The following is a 15520-nucleotide window of genomic DNA, read 5'->3' as shown; positions in this document are numbered from 1 at the left end:
GATCACGCCCGCCTGAACCTGATCGAAGAACCAGGTGATCGCCTCGCTGACCGCCTTCTTGCAACCCAGGTTCGCTTCGCGAAAGAGCGTATCCACTCGACAAGGCCAGTCGATCTTCTCGACCAGACGGCGCACCGCGGCAACTCGCTCGCGCTCGCCCTGCCGCCCCTCGCGCGGGCCGTCCACCGCGAAAAACAGCCGGCCCGGGCGCACATCGCGCAGCGACCGCAGGACCTGGGCCGTGGTTTCCGGGCGGTTGAAAGCCAGAAGCAGTACAGGCGGCACCCCCGCGGTCGTCATCGGCCGACTTCCCCGCGCGTGGGCAGCGCAGCCATCGGGGGCCGCTCGGGAAGACGCGTCACGCCGTAGCCGCGCCGTCGAAGCGCGGCAACCAGCGCCGCAGAAGGCGCCTGCTTCAGCATGAGGACGGCGAGCAGGCCATACTGGTTGATCCCGAGCCTGCACAGCAGATCGTAGCGCGCGATCCTCATCCGCACGCGGCGGAAAATCCTGCAACCGGGTTGGGCCGGCTCGAACTCGGCGCCGGGCACGTAATAGTCGTTAAGCCCGCCGAACGCCACCGTGGGCAGGCCGATCCCGAGCGCGACCTTTTCCATCTCGCGCCGCGAAACCCCGTAGACGTAGTTGCCGAGTTCCTCGAAACGATGACCGCCCGTCGGGCGCGCAAGCAGGCGCTTTATTGCGTTCTTGAGCAGGCGACTGAGCGTCGTTGCTGCGGTGTCGGGTATTTCGTGGTCGGAAGGCTCGACGAGCAGGACGCCCAGACGCGCAACCCGCAACATTTCGTACAACGCTTTCATCGGCTGCGGAAAATGGTGATACGACTCCTTGCACAGCACGAAATCGAACGAGTTGTCGCCAAAGCTCAGCGCTTCCGCATTTTCCTTGCGGTACTCATCGATCAGTCCCAACGCCTTGGCCTCTTCGAGCAGCGTGGTCGCGATGTCCGTGGCCAGGGGCCGGCCGCCACGTCGCCTGAGGTAGGCCGCGTCCAGGCCGTAGCGGCCGTCACCCACCGTCAACCAGCGCGCGCCGGGGAATGCCTCGAGCAAGGGATCGGCGAACCGGTACATCCGCGCCATGCGCCATGCGTTCACGGTGCCAGGATCGAGCCAGGCGCGCGCTGTCTCCGCACGCTCGCCGCCATTCGAATAGGCCTCGTACGCGCGTTCGTGCCTGCGGTAACTGGCGTGGCCAAGGCCCTCGTTCACCGGCATCGCGCTCACTCGTGCGGTGAAGGCGCCGCGGCATTCATGCCGCGTTCTCTCGGAAACGGGCGCCTGACCACACCCTGCCAGGCGATGCGGGCCAGCGCCCGGCCCCAGACGTTGAACACATTGATGAACTTCCACGCTCCGGGACAGGCGAACAGGACGAAGGACGTACGATAAACCGGGTTCAACGGCGTCCTGATCGAGAACAGACTGCGAACAAACGTCCAGCCGACCAGCCGGTCGAGATCGCGCTCTCCCGTCGAGTCCGCATTGGCGGTCACTGCAACCGAAGAGTCGGTGAGGCAGGCAAATCCAAGCCGATGCGCCCGGAGAGTGTATTCGTAGTCCGACCAGTAATGCGGCAGCAGATGGCGATGGAAGCCTCCGATCCGCCGCATATCGCCCCAACGCAGGAACAGCCCGCGGGTGGGCAGGCAATTGATTCGGGAAGGGTCCTCCGCCACCCGGAAGGCAAACCGCCGCAGATCCGCCTCCACCCCGCTTTGCCTGACCACTCCCGTGAGCGGATCGCGCAACTGCGAGCACAACAGGCATCGGCTGCGGCCACGCAGAAAAGCTACGGCACGTTCGATGTAGTCGGCATCGAAGGTCGTGTCGTCGTTCGCGATCAGGACGAGATCGGAATCCGGAATCTGTCGCGAACGCAGCCAATCGAACCCCTCCTGCAAGCAACCCGCCCACCACCAGCGCCCGTCGCCGTGCAACACATGCGCCGCCGGATACTCCGCTTCGATCACCGCCGCCGTGGCATCGCGCGATCCGTCGTCGATGACGAGCACGCGAATGCGGGGATAGGTCTGGCTCCTCAGGCAGCGCAGGAAGCGGCGCGTAAGCTCGCTGCGGTTGTGCACCGGCAGCAGCACGTGGACGGTTTCGCTCATCGCGTTGCGTCCTGCCCTGTCGTCGTGCCGCCGTTCTCGTCGGCCGGTCCGACGGTCACATCCCGGCCACCGACCGGGCGCGGCGGCCGGAAGCCGCGCTGCAGGGGGAGCGGCGCTCGAACGAACATCGATGTCGTCCAGGTGTAGTTGTTGACCGGCCCGAAACCGCTGAAGTCGATCTCGAAGAAGCCCTGGCCGCGCAGAAAATCGGCGACCGCGGGAAACTTGTCGCTGTTGTCCAGGATGATCATACCGTGCTCCCGCAAGTACCCGACCGCCGCCGCGGCGCAGGCGTGGCGCCACTTTCCGTCGATGGCGATGATGTCGAAGCGATCCGGTTGCTCGGCGAGCGCCGCGACATACGCGTCGCGCGCCTGTCGCAGGAGCGTGCGTTGATTCGGCGCGGACTCGCGCCGGATCCGATCGAACCACACCGGATCGCTCTCGACGGTCACCACCAGCGCCGCTCTTCCGGACCAGAACAAAGAGGAGTACCCGCCTCCGAACTCGAAAACCGTCCGTTCGGAGAAATCGAACTGCGAGAGGTATTCGATGGCAGGATACGTATACCACGGCAAAGCCATGCCGGCGGCATTCAGAGGCGTTCCCTGCCGGATGCTCCGCCATTGACCGTGGCCGAACGCGAGGGTATGCAGATTCTGCCCGAACCGGTACAGAGACGGACTCGCCCGATGGAGCAAGCGGCGCAGGAGGTTCACAGCGCAGCCCTGCGACGAAAAACCCCGATCGGGTCGAACGCGCGCAGCATCATGACTCCGGCGGGCCGGCTTCTGGCGTCGAGGAACACGGCGAAGGTTGCAACGCACGCCGAGATCAGCGTTGCCAGGGCCGCGCCGCGTATGCCGTACTCGGGGATCAGCAGCAGGTTCAGAACGACGTTGACCACAGCGCCGAGCATGGTGCGCGTGAGGGAAACCATCGTGAGATCGCGTGCCAGCAGATAGCTGCTGCTCGCCATGCCGAGATACACGAACACGCTGGCCCATGCGTGGATCGCCAGCACTCCGGCCGAATCCGCGAACGGCTCGCCGAACAAGACCCGCACGACGGCACCCGAGAAAAGGCTGAGTGGCAGGGCGAGCGACACGCCCGCCACGACCATCAGATCGAACACGCGTTGCATGCGATCGACAAACTGCGGCTCGCTCGAGGTCCTGAGGGACACGACGGCGGGCAGCACGGAGGCCACCAGTGCACCCGGCAGGAAATAGGTTGCCTCGGTGAGGCGGGTCGCGGCGGAGTAGAGTCCGACCGCGTGGTCTCCGAGCATCCGGGCGATCATCACCTGGTCGATCCTCATGTACAGCGAGACCGCAAGGCCCGCGAATATCAGCGGCAGCGCAGGCCTGAGCAGGCCGCGCACCGCACTCCACGTGACGCGCCAGCGCTCGAAGCCCTGTCCCGCGAGGCGATAGGCCGCAAGCAGCGCGATTCCTCCCAGCAGGACTTCGAGGACGGCGGCACCCGCGAAGACGACGACCGAGGCTCCTCCGACAATCAGACCGACGCGGGCGCCCGCCATCAGGAGAAACACGGAAGTCTTCGCGGCGACCGCGTATCGGCTGCGCAACTGCGACTGGAACCAGTGCTCGAAGACGTCCAGCGCCTGAAACACCAGTGCGACCGCGGCCACCGAGACAAGGAGCTGAATCGCCGCTTCGCCCGATCGAAAGAATCGCCCGCACAGCATCGCGCCCGCAGCGGCGAGGACACCTCCCGCCAGTCGCAAGACCAACGCCGACGCCAGCAGTTCCTGCTGTCGTTGCGGCGCGCGCACCAGCTCGCGCACCAGCACGCCGTCCAGCCCCAGCTTCGAGAAAGCGCCGAAGAGCGCAGCCAGAGCGAACGCGAAGCTGTACTGCCCGAAGGTCTCCGGCCCCAGGTAGCGGGCCAACCAGACTCCCACCAGCAAGCCGACTGCGAGCCGCAGCACGCGGTCGGCCGACAGCCAGCCGAAGTTCGCGAGAATCCGGGAGAAGAGCGGCCGGGCACGCAGACGCGCGCGTGTACGGGCAAGCCAGGTGTCAGTATCGGGAACCGCCACGCCGTATGCCCTTGCCGGGTCGACGCCGCACGACCGCGGCACAGCCGCCCAGCGCGATGAGTGGCGCGACAAGGCTCAGAGCGCCGGATCCTTCAGCGAAAGCTCGCCGCGCAAGGCGTCATGGCGCGCCCGAAAATCCGCGTACGCCTGATGAATGCCCTGCGCGAGGGAAGTGCCCGCCCTCCAGCCCAGTTGCGAGACACGAGCGACGTCCAGAAGCTTGCGCGGGGTACCGTCGGGTTTGGTCGGATCGAAGCGAAGCCCGCCTTTGAAGCCGACGACTCGCGCGACGGTTTCGGCCAGTTCGCGGATGGTGAGATCGGTTCCGCAGCCGATGTTGACGAGCGGCGGATAGCTCGCCAGCAACGCAGCGAAGCTCTCGTCGGGCAGACACATGAGCGTCACGCAGGCGTCCGCCATGTCTTCGCTGTAGAGAAATTCGCGCCGCGGCGTTCCGGTGCCCCAGACGACGACCTCCTTGTCGCCCCGCTCTTTCGCCTCGTGCATCTTGCGGATCAAGGCCGGCAGGACGTGCGAAGTCTCCAGATCGTAGTTGTCGCCCGGCCCGTACAGATTGGCCGGCATGACGGCCAGAAACCGCGTGCCGTACTGGCGGTTGTATGCCGAGCACATCTCGATCCCCGCGATCTTCGCGATCGCGTAAGGCCGGTTGGTCGACTCCAGCGGCCCGGTCAGCAGATACTCCTCCTTCATCGGCTGCGGACAGTCGCGCGGATAGATGCACGAGGAGCCGAGGAACAGCAGCCGCTTCACGCCGACGCGCCAGGATTCGTGGATGACGTTCGTCTGGATGGCGAGATTCTGATGCACGAAGTCGGCGGGGTAGGTGTTGTTGGCGAGGATTCCGCCGACTTTGGCGGCCGCAAGGAAGACGTACTCGGGCCTTGCCTGCTCGAAGAACGCGCGCACCGCCCGCTGGTCGATGAGGTCCAGTTCCGAATGGGTGCGCGTGATGAGGCTGCGACAGCCCGCAGCGTGGAGCCTGCGCACGATCGCCGAGCCGGCAAGACCACGGTGGCCGGCGACGTAGATTCTGGCCTCTGGCGGCATGGAATGACTAGTGCGGTCGCCCAGTCGGATGTCGCTTTTCAATCACGGATCACCCAGTGACCCAGTCACCCAATCACCCAGTCACCCGGTCACTCGTGGTAATCGTACGCCGAGAAGCCGTGCTTCTTGACGAGCTCGTCGCGCTCGGCGGCCTTGAGGTCTTCACGCACCATCTCGGCGACCAGCTCCTCGAAGGATACGCGCGGTGCCCACCCGAGCTGCCTCCTCGCCTTGCCGGCATCGCCGAGCAGCGTATCGACTTCGGTCGGCCGGAAGTAGCGCGGATCGACCTGCACGATGCAGCGGCCGTCCGCATAGGCTTTCTCGTCCGTTCCCTTCCCGCGCCACGCGAGCTTGATTCCCAGCTCGGCCGCGGCGGCCGAGATGAAATCGCGCACGCTGTGCTGGATCCCGGTGGCGATGACGAAGTCCTCGGGCTGCGGCTGCTGCAGGACGAGCCACATCGCCTCGACGAAGTCCCGGGCGTGACCCCAGTCGCGGCGCGCTTCGAGATTGCCGACATACAGGCAATCCTGCAGTCCGAGCTTGATCCGCGCGAGCGCGCGCGTGATCTTGCGCGTGACGAAGGTCTCGCCGCGAACAGGACTTTCGTGGTTGAAGAGAATGCCGTTGCAGGCGTACATCCCGTACGCCTCGCGATAGTTCACCGTGATCCAGTAGCCGTAGAGCTTGGCCACCCCGTAGGGCGAACGCGGATAGAAAGGGGTCTTTTCGTTCTGCGGCGTCTGCTGCACCAGTCCGTAGAGCTCCGAGGTGGAAGCCTGGTAGAAGCGCGTCTTCCTTTCGAGGCCGAGGATGCGGATCGCCTCCAGCATGCGCAGCGTGCCCAAGGCATCGGAGTTCGCGGTGTATTCGGGTTCCTCGAACGAGACCGCCACATGGCTCTGGGCCGCGAGGTTGTAGAGCTCATCGGGCTGAACCTGCTGCACCACGCGCGTCAGGCTCATCGAGTCGGTCATGTCGCCGTAATGCAGAATGAAGCGGCGATCGGGCTCGTGCGGATCCTGGTACAGGTGATCGATGCGATCGGTGTTGAACAGCGAGGTGCGCCGCTTGATGCCGTGCACGACGTAGCCTTTGGCGAGCAGCAGTTCGGCGAGATAGGCACCGTCCTGTCCGGTGACCCCGGTGATGAGCGCGACTTTGGGCATGAATGCCTGGCGGATGCGGGTCTGGGTATACTCTGCGCCTGCGCTTGCCGGAGCATCCGCCCCGCTCGCACGGAGACTTCAGCCGCGGCAAGCGCGTCGACTTCGAGCTCGCTGCGGATGGATTCTATTGCGCCCCCGGGGGAAAGCCAACCTGACGATCGGCGGAACGACACTTGAAACTGCACCCGATCATTCTCTGCGGCGGTTCCGGCACACGGCTCTGGCCGCTGTCCAGAACGCTGCTGCCCAAGCAGTTCCTGCCCCTGGTCGCCAAGTACACGATGCTGCAGGAGACGGTGCTGCGGTCGAAGGGGCTCGACGGACTGGCCGCGCCCATCGTGGTCTGCAGCAGCGAGCATCGCTTTCTCGCGGCCGAGCAGTTGCGCGAAGTCGGCGTCGAGCCGGCTGCGCAGATCCTGGAGCCGGCCGGGCGCAACACCGCGCCGGCGGTGGCCGTGGCGGCGCTGGCGGTGGCGCAGTCCGATGCGGGCGGCGTGATGCTGGTGTTGCCGGCCGATCACCTCATCCGTGACGTGCCGCGCTTTCACCGGGCCGTGGCGCAGGCCGCGGTGCACGCTCAGGCAGGCAAGCTGGTCACCTTCGGGATCGTGTGCAAGACCCCGGAGACCGGTTACGGCTACATCGAGCGGGGCGGGGCGATTCCAGGTGCCAACGGCAGCTTCGCGGTCGCCCGCTTCGTCGAGAAGCCGGACGCCGCGCGCGCCCGGCAGTTCGTCGAAGCCGGAACGTTTTACTGGAACAGCGGGATGTTCGTGTTTCGCGCCGACCGCTACCTCGAGGAGCTGTCCCGTTTTCGTCCCGACATCCTCCGGGCCTCGCAGGAGGCATGGGAGCGGCGCAGCCAGGATCTGGACTTCTGCCGGCTGGACACGGAATCGTTCACGCGGTGCCCGGCGGAGTCGATCGACTACGCAGTGATGGAAAAGACGCGCGACGCGGTCGTCGTGGAGGCCGACATCGGCTGGAGCGACATCGGGTCCTGGGCGTCGCTGTGGCAGGTCTGCGCGCCGGACGCGCAAGGTAACGTGACGCAGGGCGACGTCCACCTGGACGGCGTGCGCAATTCGTACGTGCGGGCGGAGAGCCGGCTGGTCGCGGCGATCGGAGTGGAGGACCTGGTCATCGTCGAGACGCCCGATGCGCTGCTGGTGACGAAGAAAGAGCACGCGCAGCGGGTCAAGGATCTCGTGGACGCGCTCAAGGCGAAGCAGCGCGACGAGTACCTGGTCCACCGGCGCGTGTACCGGCCGTGGGGCTACTACGAAGGTCTGGACAGCGGCGAGCGCTTCCAGGTCAAGCGCATCATGGTCAAGCCCGGTTGCAAACTGTCGCTGCAGATGCATCATCACCGCGCGGAGCACTGGGTGGTGGTATCCGGCACCGCCCGAGTGGTGCGCGGCGAGGACAGCCTGCTGCTCTCGGAGAACCAGTCCACCTACATTCCGCTGGGCGTCAGGCACCGGCTGGAGAACGTCGGCAAAGTACCGCTGCATCTGATCGAGGTGCAGTCGGGCGGCTACCTTGGCGAGGACGATATCGTTCGCTTCGAGGACGACTACAACAGGAAAGGATGAAGAAGCCGGCCGCGGGCCGGCACCACCCCTCACCGCCGAGAACGCAGAGATGCAGGATCAAGACAAGAGAGAATGGCAAGCCCCGGTGTTCGATCGCATCGAGAGCTTCCTGCCGGCGGTCATCGCCTGGTACTTCGGCTGTCTTGCCCAGAAGTTGTTCCTCTGCGTCCGAATGGACTTCCTGCCTCGGGAAGTTCGACTTGGCGAGCCCTTCACGGCATCTGCGCGTGCCCGGCGGTGAGAGCGCCTGAGGCGGCCATCGGGCTGCATTCATCCCTCGCCCTTCATCCTTGACTCTGCGCCGCATCCTTCTCGTCAAGACGTCCTCGATGGGCGACGTCGTGCACAACTTTCCGGTGGTGAGCGACCTGTCGGTGCGTTTCCCGACGGCGGAGATCGACTGGGTCGTGGAAGAGGCGTTCGCGCCGCTGGTGCGCCTGCACGCCATGGTCCGCGAGGCCATCCCGGTGACGGTGCGGCGGTGGCGCCGCAGCCTGTTCGCGCCCGCCACCTGGCGCGAGATCGCCGCGCTGCGGCGCAAGCTGCAAGCCCGATTCTACGACGCCGTGATCGACACTCAGGGGCTGCTCAAAAGCGCCTTGCTGGTGGCCTGCGCGCCGGGACGCAAGTATGGGCTGGACTGGAGGAGTTCGCGCGAACCCATCGGCTGGTTCTACCACCGCACGTTCGCCATCCCCTGGGACCGGCACGCGGTCGAGCGCAATCGCGCGCTGGCCGCGCTGGCGCTGGGCTATGAAGTCTCCGGGCCGGCCAACTACGCGATCCGGGTGCCGCCTGCCGCTGTGGAGGCGCTGCGCGGCTGCGTCCCGGCGCACCTCGCCCAGTGGTTGACCCGTCCTTACGCAGTGCTGCTGCACTCGAGTGCCGGAAGCCAAAAGCTCTGGTCGGAAGATTCCTGGGCGCAACTCGGCGCCGCGCTGCACGCTCGCGGATTGTCGAGCCTCCTGCCTTTCGGCAGCAGCACAGAGCAGAATCGCAGCGAGCGGCTGGCCGACCGGATTGCGGGCGCGCTGGTCCCTCCCCGGTTGCCGCTGGATCGGCTGGCGGCGCTGCTCGCCGGCGCACAATTGGTCGTCGGCGTCGACACCGGGCTCGCGCATCTGTCCGCAGCGTTGGGACGTCCCACGGTCGGCATCTACTGCGCCACCGATCCGCGGGCAACCGGCGTTTACGCCGCCGCGCACGCCGCCAACGTGGGGGACGGCCGGTCACCGCCATCGGTCGAGCAGGTACTCGCGGCCGCGGACAGGCTGCTGAGAACCTGATCGATGCGCTGGCTCTACAGCCTCGCCGCCTATCTGCTGGTGCCCTGGGCGCTGCTGCACCTGCTGCTGCGGGCGCGGCGCCAGCCAGCGTACCTGCGCCACCTGCGCGAGCGCTTCGGCTTCTACCCGGCGCCGGCCGCGGACCCGACGATCTGGATCCACGCCGTGTCGGTGGGCGAGACGCGGGCGGCCGAACCCCTGGTTCAGGCGCTCCGGGCGCGCCACGCGAGCCGAAGGATCGTGCTCACCCACATGACGCCCACCGGCCGCGAGACGGCGCGCTCGCTGTTCGGCGACACGGTCGAGATCCGCTATCTGCCCTATGACCTGCCGGGCGCCGTGCGGCGCTTTCTGAAGTGTTACCGGCCGGCGCTGGGCATCGTGATGGAGACCGAGCTTTGGCCCAACCTGATCCACGGCTGTGCCGCCGGGGCAATCCCGGTGTACCTCGTCAATGCGCGGCTCTCGGAACGCTCCGCAGCACGGTATCGCGGGCTGCGGGGACTGACCGCGCCCATGCTTCGGGCGCTCGCCGGCATCGGCGCGCAGACGGCGCGTGACGCCGAGCGACTGCACGCGCTCGGCGCCTCGCGCGTCGTGGTCACCGGCAACCTCAAGTTCGACCGCACCGCGCCGCCCGCCCAGCTCGAACTGGGCAACCGCCTGCGCGAGCGCTTCGGCCGCGCGCGTCCGGTCTTTCTGGCCGCCAGCACCCGGGAAGGGGAAGAAGCGCTCCTGATCGAGCCTATCCGGCGCCTGAGCGACGCGGGCGCGCTGGTGGTGCTGGTGCCGCGCCATCCGCAGCGCTTCGACGAAGTGGCGCAGTTGCTCAAGGCCCGCGGCCTGCCGTTCCAGCGGCGCAGCGACGACACGGCGATCCAGGCCGATACGCGTGTCGTGCTGGGCGATTCGATGGGAGAGATGTACGCGTACTACGCCGCCTGCGACGTGGCCTTCGTCGGCGGCAGCCTGCTGCCCTTCGGGGGGCAGAATCTGCTCGAGGCCTGCGCGGTCGGCAAACCGGTGCTCGTCGGACCGCATACATTCAACTTCGAGGAGGCGACCGAACAGGCGATTGCGGAAGGCGCCGCCTTGCGCGTGCCGAATCCAGATGAACTGGTCCGCGCGGCGAGCGTGCTGCTCGCCGAGCCTGAACGCGCCCGCGCCATGGGCGAAGCCGGTCGACGCTTCACCGCGACCCACCGCGGCGCCACCGAACGCACACTCACCCTTCTGGGGCTTTAGGCCTTCATGAACCGAAAAGCTACTGGTCTGGCTCCAATGATTGGGTGACTCCGTGACTGGGTGATTGGGTGACTGGGTGACTAGGTGACTGGGTGACCGGGTGAGCGGTGATTCCAATCCTGATCGGCAAGTCCAAAGCAGCCGGACTCGGTGACGACCGCGTCGACTTTCTGGTCGCGCGGACTCAAAGGCAGGGTCTCGACGATCTGGACGGAGAACGCCGCGGAGACCGCGCGGCAGCCGGCGGGAAGGCCCTCCAGCACGCGATCGTAGTAGCCGCCGCCGTATCCGAGGCGGTCGCACTCCCGGGTGAAAGCGACCCCCGGGACGAGCATGAATTCGATCTCGCGCAGGTCCGCCGCCGGGCAGCGCGCGGGATCGGGTTCGCGGATGCCCCAGGTTCCGGCCAGCAGATCGGCGTCGAGATCGGTCACGACATGGAAGACCAGGGCGCGCGCGGCGCGGTCGATGCGCGGCAGAACCAGGCGCTTTTTCGCGCGCAGGCTCTGCGCGATCAACGCTGCGGTGTCGAACTCCGAACCGAAGGACCAGTACGCCGAAACCGTGCGCGCTTTCCGCCAGGAGTCGCGATCGAGCAGGCGGCGCGTGATCGCGGCGCACGCGGCGGCCCGAGAGGCCGCGTCGAGCGCGGCGCGGGCGGCGAGAACTGTTTCGCGCAGCGCCCGTTTCGCCGCCCGCAGCGCCTCTTCCGACGCGTCGCCCGGACCCGCTGCAGCGCGAGAAGGCTCGGCGGCCATGCCCGCTAGAACACGAAGCGCTCGGGCTGTTTGACGTTCCTGAGCGGCGGAATGCAGGTTTCGAACAGGCCGACCGACTCGTACGCCTTGTCCGATACGCGCGTGATCAGCGTTGCCGTCATGACCGGCTCTTGCCCGATCACGGCCAACAGCCGCCCGCCCGGCGCCAGCTCCTCCTTGAACGCTTCCGGCAGAACCGGCACCGAGCCGGTCAGCAGAATCGCGTCGTAGGGCGCTTGCCGCGGCCAGCCGTCGGCGGCGTCGCCGATCTCCAGCGTGACATTTTCGATGCCGTGTCCGGCCAGCTTGCGCGCGGCGGCGTGGCTGAACTCCCCGATGCGCTCGACGCTGACCACCTGCCCCGCAAGCCGGGAGAGCAGCGCGGTCACGTAGCCGCTGCCGGTGCCGACCTCGAGCACCTTGTCGGCCTTGGTGAGCGCCAGTTCCTGCAGCATCCGGGCTTCCAGTCTGGGCGCCAGCATCACCTCGCCGTGTCCGAGCGGGATCTCCATGTCGGCGAAGGCGAGCGCGCGGTACTGCGGCGGCACGAACTCCTCGCGCTTGATTTCCCACAGCAGGTCGAGCACGGTCTGGTCGAGCACTTCCCACGTGCGGATCTGACTCTCGATCATGTTCATCCGCGCGCGCTCGACATCCATGGGTGCGAGATCCTGGGTGGGACGGCGTATCTTCCGGGCTTGCAATTATCACACATTGGCTTTAGCTTTCCGGGTGACCGCTGGGGGTCCTTGTCAGCGGGCACGAGACGGAGGCCGGTTCTCTGTCTTGTGTCCTCTGGGGGTGAGAAAGACCCTTCGTACCTGTACGGATAATGCCGAGGCAGGGAAGCGCGCTTCAGGACGGCGCTTCCCGCCTTCTCTGTGGAACGCGCCATGAACGCCAATCCGAAGTTTCTCAACGTCGCCGCGCGCATCGACGAAGCGGCGGTCAAGCCCTTTCCCAGGTCGCGCAAGATCTACGTCGAAGGCTCGCGGCCCGACATCCGCGTGCCCATGCGCGAGATCGCGCAGTCGGACACCCCGGCCTCTTTCGGCGCCGAGGCCAATCCGCCGATCTTCGTCTACGACACTTCCGGCCCGTACACCGACCCCGCGGCCGTTATTGACATCCGCAAGGGCCTGCCCGCGCTGCGCAGCCGATGGATCGAGGAACGCGCGGACACCGAGGAGCTGGACGGACCGACCTCGCAGTACGGGCGCGAGCGCCTGACCGACCCGCGGCTGCGCGAGCTGCGCTTCCAACTGACTCGCCGGCCGCGGCGCGCCAAGCCAGGTCGGGCGGTCACGCAGATGCACTACGCGCGCCGCGGCATTGTCACGCCGGAGATGGAGTTCATCGCCATCCGCGAGAACTGCCTGCGCGGCCGCTATCTCGCGAGCCTGCCGACGGCGCAGCGCGAATGGCTCGCGCGCCAGCACGACGGGCAGCGCTTCGGGGCCGCGATCCCGTCCGAGATCACCCCGCAGTTCGTGCGCGACGAAGTGGCGCTCGGGCGCGCGATCATTCCCGCCAACGTCAACCATCCGGAGTCGGAGCCGATGATCATCGGCCGCAACTTCCTGGTGAAGATCAACGCCAACATCGGCAACTCGGCGATCACTTCCGGCATCCAGGAAGAAGTGGAGAAGATGACCTGGGCGATCCGCTGGGGCGCGGACACCGTGATGGACCTGTCCACCGGCAAGCACATCCACGAGACCCGCGAGTGGATCATCCGCAATTCCCCGGTACCGATCGGCACGGTGCCGATCTACCAGGCCCTGGAAAAGGTGAACGGGAAGGCCGAGGAACTCACCTGGGAGATCTTCCGAGACACCCTGATCGAGCAGGCCGAGCAGGGCGTGGACTACTTCACGATCCACGCCGGGGTGCGGCTGCCCTTCATTCCGCTCACGGCAAAGCGCATGACGGGGATCGTTTCGCGCGGCGGGTCGATCATGGCGAAATGGTGCCTGGCGCATCACAAGGAGAGCTTCCTCTATACGCACTTCGAAGAGATCTGCGAGATCATGCGGGCGTACGACGTCTGCTTCAGCCTGGGCGACGGCCTGCGCCCGGGCTCGATCTACGACGCCAACGACGAGGCGCAACTCGCCGAACTGCGCACGCTGGGCGAACTCACCGAGATCGCGTGGCAGCACGACTGCCAGGTGATGATCGAGGGGCCGGGGCATGTGCCCATGCACCTGATCAAGGAGAACATGGATCTGCAGCTCCGGTACTGCAAGGAAGCGCCGTTCTACACGCTCGGGCCGCTCACCACCGACATCGCGCCCGGCTACGACCACATCACCAGCGCCATCGGCGCGGCGATGATCGGCTGGTACGGCACGGCGATGCTCTGCTACGTCACTCCGAAGGAACATCTGGGACTTCCCGACAAGGACGACGTCAAGGACGGCATCATCGCCTACAAGATCGCGGCGCATGCGGCGGATCTGGCGAAGGGCCATCCCGGCGCGCAGATCCGCGACAACGTGCTGTCCAAGGCGCGCTTCGAGTTCCGCTGGGAAGATCAGTTCAATCTGGGCCTCGATCCGGACAAGGCGCGCGCGTTCCACGACGAAACCCTGCCGCAGGAGGGTGCCAAGCTCGCGCACTTCTGCTCGATGTGCGGGCCCCATTTCTGCTCGATGAAGATCACGCAGGACGTGCGCGAGTACGCCCAGGCCCACGGCCTCAGCGAGGACCGCGCCCTGGAGGCCGCAATGGCGGAGAAAGCGCGCGAGTTTCTCGATTCGGGTGCCGAGATCTACCGCAAAGCCTGACGCTCGAAGCCCCACCGACCGCGCACCGAATGGAAAGCGGAAGAACGAGACACGAAGGCACGAAGCAACCCGTCGAGAAAGCCAGCTACTATCGGACAGGGAGTGTGCATCCCGGCCTTCGTGCCTGCATTGCCGGCGGGCAGGCCGATACGGAGCACCTTCGGGATGAAGCGTGCTTCGCCCACGATGGCCTCGAGTCAATTTCCGGCATTTTGTGCTTCGTATCGTCGTGCTTCGTGGTTCGCCCTTCCTCATAAGAAGACATGGAGCTGCCGCAGATCGTCAAGGCGCTGATCCTCGGCGTCGTCGAAGGACTGACGGAGTTCCTGCCGATCTCCAGTACCGGACATCTCATCCTGGTGGGCGACCTGCTCGACTTCAACGGCGAGAAGGCCAAGACGTTTCAGATCGCGATCCAGTGCGGGGCGATTCTCGCCGTGGTGTGGGAGTATCGGCGGCGGTTTTCGGCCGTCATCAAGGGCTTGCCCCACGATACGACGGCGCGCCGATTCATCGCCAATCTCGCCATCGCATTCATGCCACTCGCGGTGCTCGGCCTGCTGTTCGGCAGCGCGATCAAGACGGCGCTGTTCAAGCCCGTGCCGGTGGCGATCGCTTTCATCGCCGGCGCGTTCGTGATTCTCTGGGCGGAGCGGCGCCGGCATACCGTGCGGGTTCAGACCGTGGAGGAGATGCGCTGGAGCGATGCGCTCAAGGTCGGGATCGCGCAGGCCTTCGCGCTGATTCCCGGCACCTCGCGCGCAGGTGCGACGATCATCGGCGGACTGCTGTTCGGGCTGTCGCGCACCGCCGCGACCGAGTTCTCGTTCTTTCTGGCTATCCCGGTGCTGTTCGCCGCTTCGGCCTACGAGCTGGTCAAGCACCGTGCGCTGTTCGAGCTGGCCGACCTCGAGATGTTCGCGGCGGGTTTCGCCGCCGCGTTCGTCTCGGCGTTCCTGTGCGTGCGCTGGCTGCTGCGCTACATCAGCCGCCACGATTTCACGGTCTTCGCCTGGTACCGGATCGTCTTCGGCGCGATCGTTCTGCTCACCGCCTACACCGGTCTCGTCGACTGGACCGTCGACTGAAAGACGACCGAATCAAGCAGCACACGGACGTGGTTCGGGACGGTATTCAGCTCTGGTACCAAGGGAGGCCGGCCACGCGCCAGCCACCGAGGGTGTTGCGATGGCCCTCGGCATCGCGATCGCCCTCGAATCCCTCCAGCACGTTGAAAGCCTGGCTGTATCCGATCTGGGCTGCGGCGGCCGCCGCGGCATGCGAACGCGCACCGCTGCGACAGATGAACAGCACCGGCACCTGCTTGTCGACCTGGGCCTGCAGCTCGACGAGGAAATTCGGGTTGGGCTGTCCGCCCGGGTAGCTTTGCCACTCGATCTCG

Annotated in this window: 15 protein-coding genes; 5 read left to right on the top strand and 10 right to left on the bottom strand. The window is 66.4% G+C overall.

What is annotated here, in order from left to right:
• The 7 genes from VNM24_09855 to gmd all read right to left on the bottom strand — a co-directional run.
• A partial coding sequence (locus tag VNM24_09855; GenBank protein HWQ38896.1) for a hypothetical protein occupies window positions 1-300 on the bottom strand: 300 nt, incomplete at its 3' end.
• A complete protein-coding gene (locus tag VNM24_09850; GenBank protein ID HWQ38895.1) occupies window positions 297-1238 on the bottom strand; it encodes a class I SAM-dependent methyltransferase in 942 nt (313 codons plus the stop codon). The genes VNM24_09855 and VNM24_09850, both read right to left, overlap by 4 nt.
• 5 nt (window positions 1239-1243) lie before the next feature.
• The gene (locus tag VNM24_09845) at window positions 1244-2137 is read right to left on the bottom strand and encodes a glycosyltransferase (protein HWQ38894.1); all 894 of its coding nucleotides are present in this window, start codon (window positions 2135-2137) and stop codon (window positions 1244-1246) included.
• Window positions 2134-2721 (bottom strand): hypothetical protein, encoded by a 588-nt coding sequence (locus VNM24_09840; GenBank protein ID HWQ38893.1) that lies wholly within the window; start codon window positions 2719-2721, stop codon window positions 2134-2136. The genes VNM24_09845 and VNM24_09840 overlap by 4 nt, the downstream gene beginning before the upstream one ends.
• Before the next feature lie 131 nt (window positions 2722-2852).
• Complete coding sequence (locus VNM24_09835) at window positions 2853-4202, bottom strand: flippase (GenBank protein HWQ38892.1); 1350 nt, start codon at window positions 4200-4202, stop codon at window positions 2853-2855.
• Window positions 4203-4277: 75 nt separating this feature from the next.
• Complete coding sequence (locus VNM24_09830) at window positions 4278-5273, bottom strand: GDP-L-fucose synthase (protein ID HWQ38891.1); 996 nt, start codon at window positions 5271-5273, stop codon at window positions 4278-4280.
• An 89-nt stretch (window positions 5274-5362) separates the two neighbouring features.
• Window positions 5363-6445, bottom strand: coding sequence for a GDP-mannose 4,6-dehydratase (gmd, locus tag VNM24_09825; GenBank protein HWQ38890.1), 1083 nt, complete (start codon window positions 6443-6445; stop codon window positions 5363-5365).
• Window positions 6446-6618: 173 nt separating this feature from the next.
• Here gmd and VNM24_09820 point away from each other — a divergent pair, with 173 nt between their 5' ends.
• The 3 genes from VNM24_09820 to waaA all read left to right on the top strand — a co-directional run bounded on the left by VNM24_09820 (window position 6619) and on the right by waaA (window position 10571).
• Window positions 6619-8040 carry a mannose-1-phosphate guanylyltransferase/mannose-6-phosphate isomerase gene (locus VNM24_09820; protein ID HWQ38889.1) on the top strand — a complete coding sequence of 474 codons (1422 nt, stop codon included), beginning with the start codon at window positions 6619-6621 and terminating at the stop codon, window positions 8038-8040.
• 290 nt (window positions 8041-8330) lie between these two features.
• Window positions 8331-9326 (top strand): lipopolysaccharide heptosyltransferase I, encoded by a 996-nt coding sequence (gene waaC, locus VNM24_09815; protein HWQ38888.1) that lies wholly within the window; start codon window positions 8331-8333, stop codon window positions 9324-9326.
• Window positions 9327-9329: 3 nt separating this feature from the next.
• The gene (gene waaA, locus VNM24_09810; protein HWQ38887.1) at window positions 9330-10571 is read left to right on the top strand and encodes a lipid IV(A) 3-deoxy-D-manno-octulosonic acid transferase; all 1242 of its coding nucleotides are present in this window, start codon (window positions 9330-9332) and stop codon (window positions 10569-10571) included.
• An 80-nt stretch (window positions 10572-10651) separates the two neighbouring features.
• On the opposite strand, the gene VNM24_09805 is transcribed toward waaA, so the two are convergent.
• Both VNM24_09805 and VNM24_09800 read right to left on the bottom strand, forming a co-directional pair.
• Complete coding sequence (locus VNM24_09805) at window positions 10652-11329, bottom strand: 5-formyltetrahydrofolate cyclo-ligase (GenBank protein HWQ38886.1); 678 nt, start codon at window positions 11327-11329, stop codon at window positions 10652-10654.
• A gap of 5 nt (window positions 11330-11334) precedes the next feature.
• The gene (locus tag VNM24_09800) at window positions 11335-11988 is read right to left on the bottom strand and encodes a protein-L-isoaspartate O-methyltransferase (protein ID HWQ38885.1); all 654 of its coding nucleotides are present in this window, start codon (window positions 11986-11988) and stop codon (window positions 11335-11337) included.
• Window positions 11989-12222: 234 nt separating this feature from the next.
• Here VNM24_09800 and thiC point away from each other — a divergent pair, with 234 nt between their 5' ends.
• On the top strand, window positions 12223-14118 hold the full coding sequence (gene thiC, locus VNM24_09795; protein HWQ38884.1) for a phosphomethylpyrimidine synthase ThiC: 1896 nt from the start codon (window positions 12223-12225) through the stop codon (window positions 14116-14118).
• Between the two features lie 263 nt (window positions 14119-14381).
• The gene (locus VNM24_09790) at window positions 14382-15206 is read left to right on the top strand and encodes an undecaprenyl-diphosphate phosphatase (GenBank protein HWQ38883.1); all 825 of its coding nucleotides are present in this window, start codon (window positions 14382-14384) and stop codon (window positions 15204-15206) included.
• Between the two features lie 46 nt (window positions 15207-15252).
• Here the strand turns inward: VNM24_09790 and VNM24_09785 are convergent.
• A partial coding sequence (locus VNM24_09785; GenBank protein ID HWQ38882.1) for a rhodanese-like domain-containing protein occupies window positions 15253-15520 on the bottom strand: 268 nt, incomplete at its 5' end.

Source organism: Burkholderiales bacterium (assembly GCA_035560005.1).
Classification (GTDB): domain Bacteria; phylum Pseudomonadota; class Gammaproteobacteria; order Burkholderiales; family Eutrophovitaceae; genus DASRFY01.
Note: the sequence above shows the minus strand (reverse complement) of the source record. Positions and strands in the feature narration are given on the sequence as shown.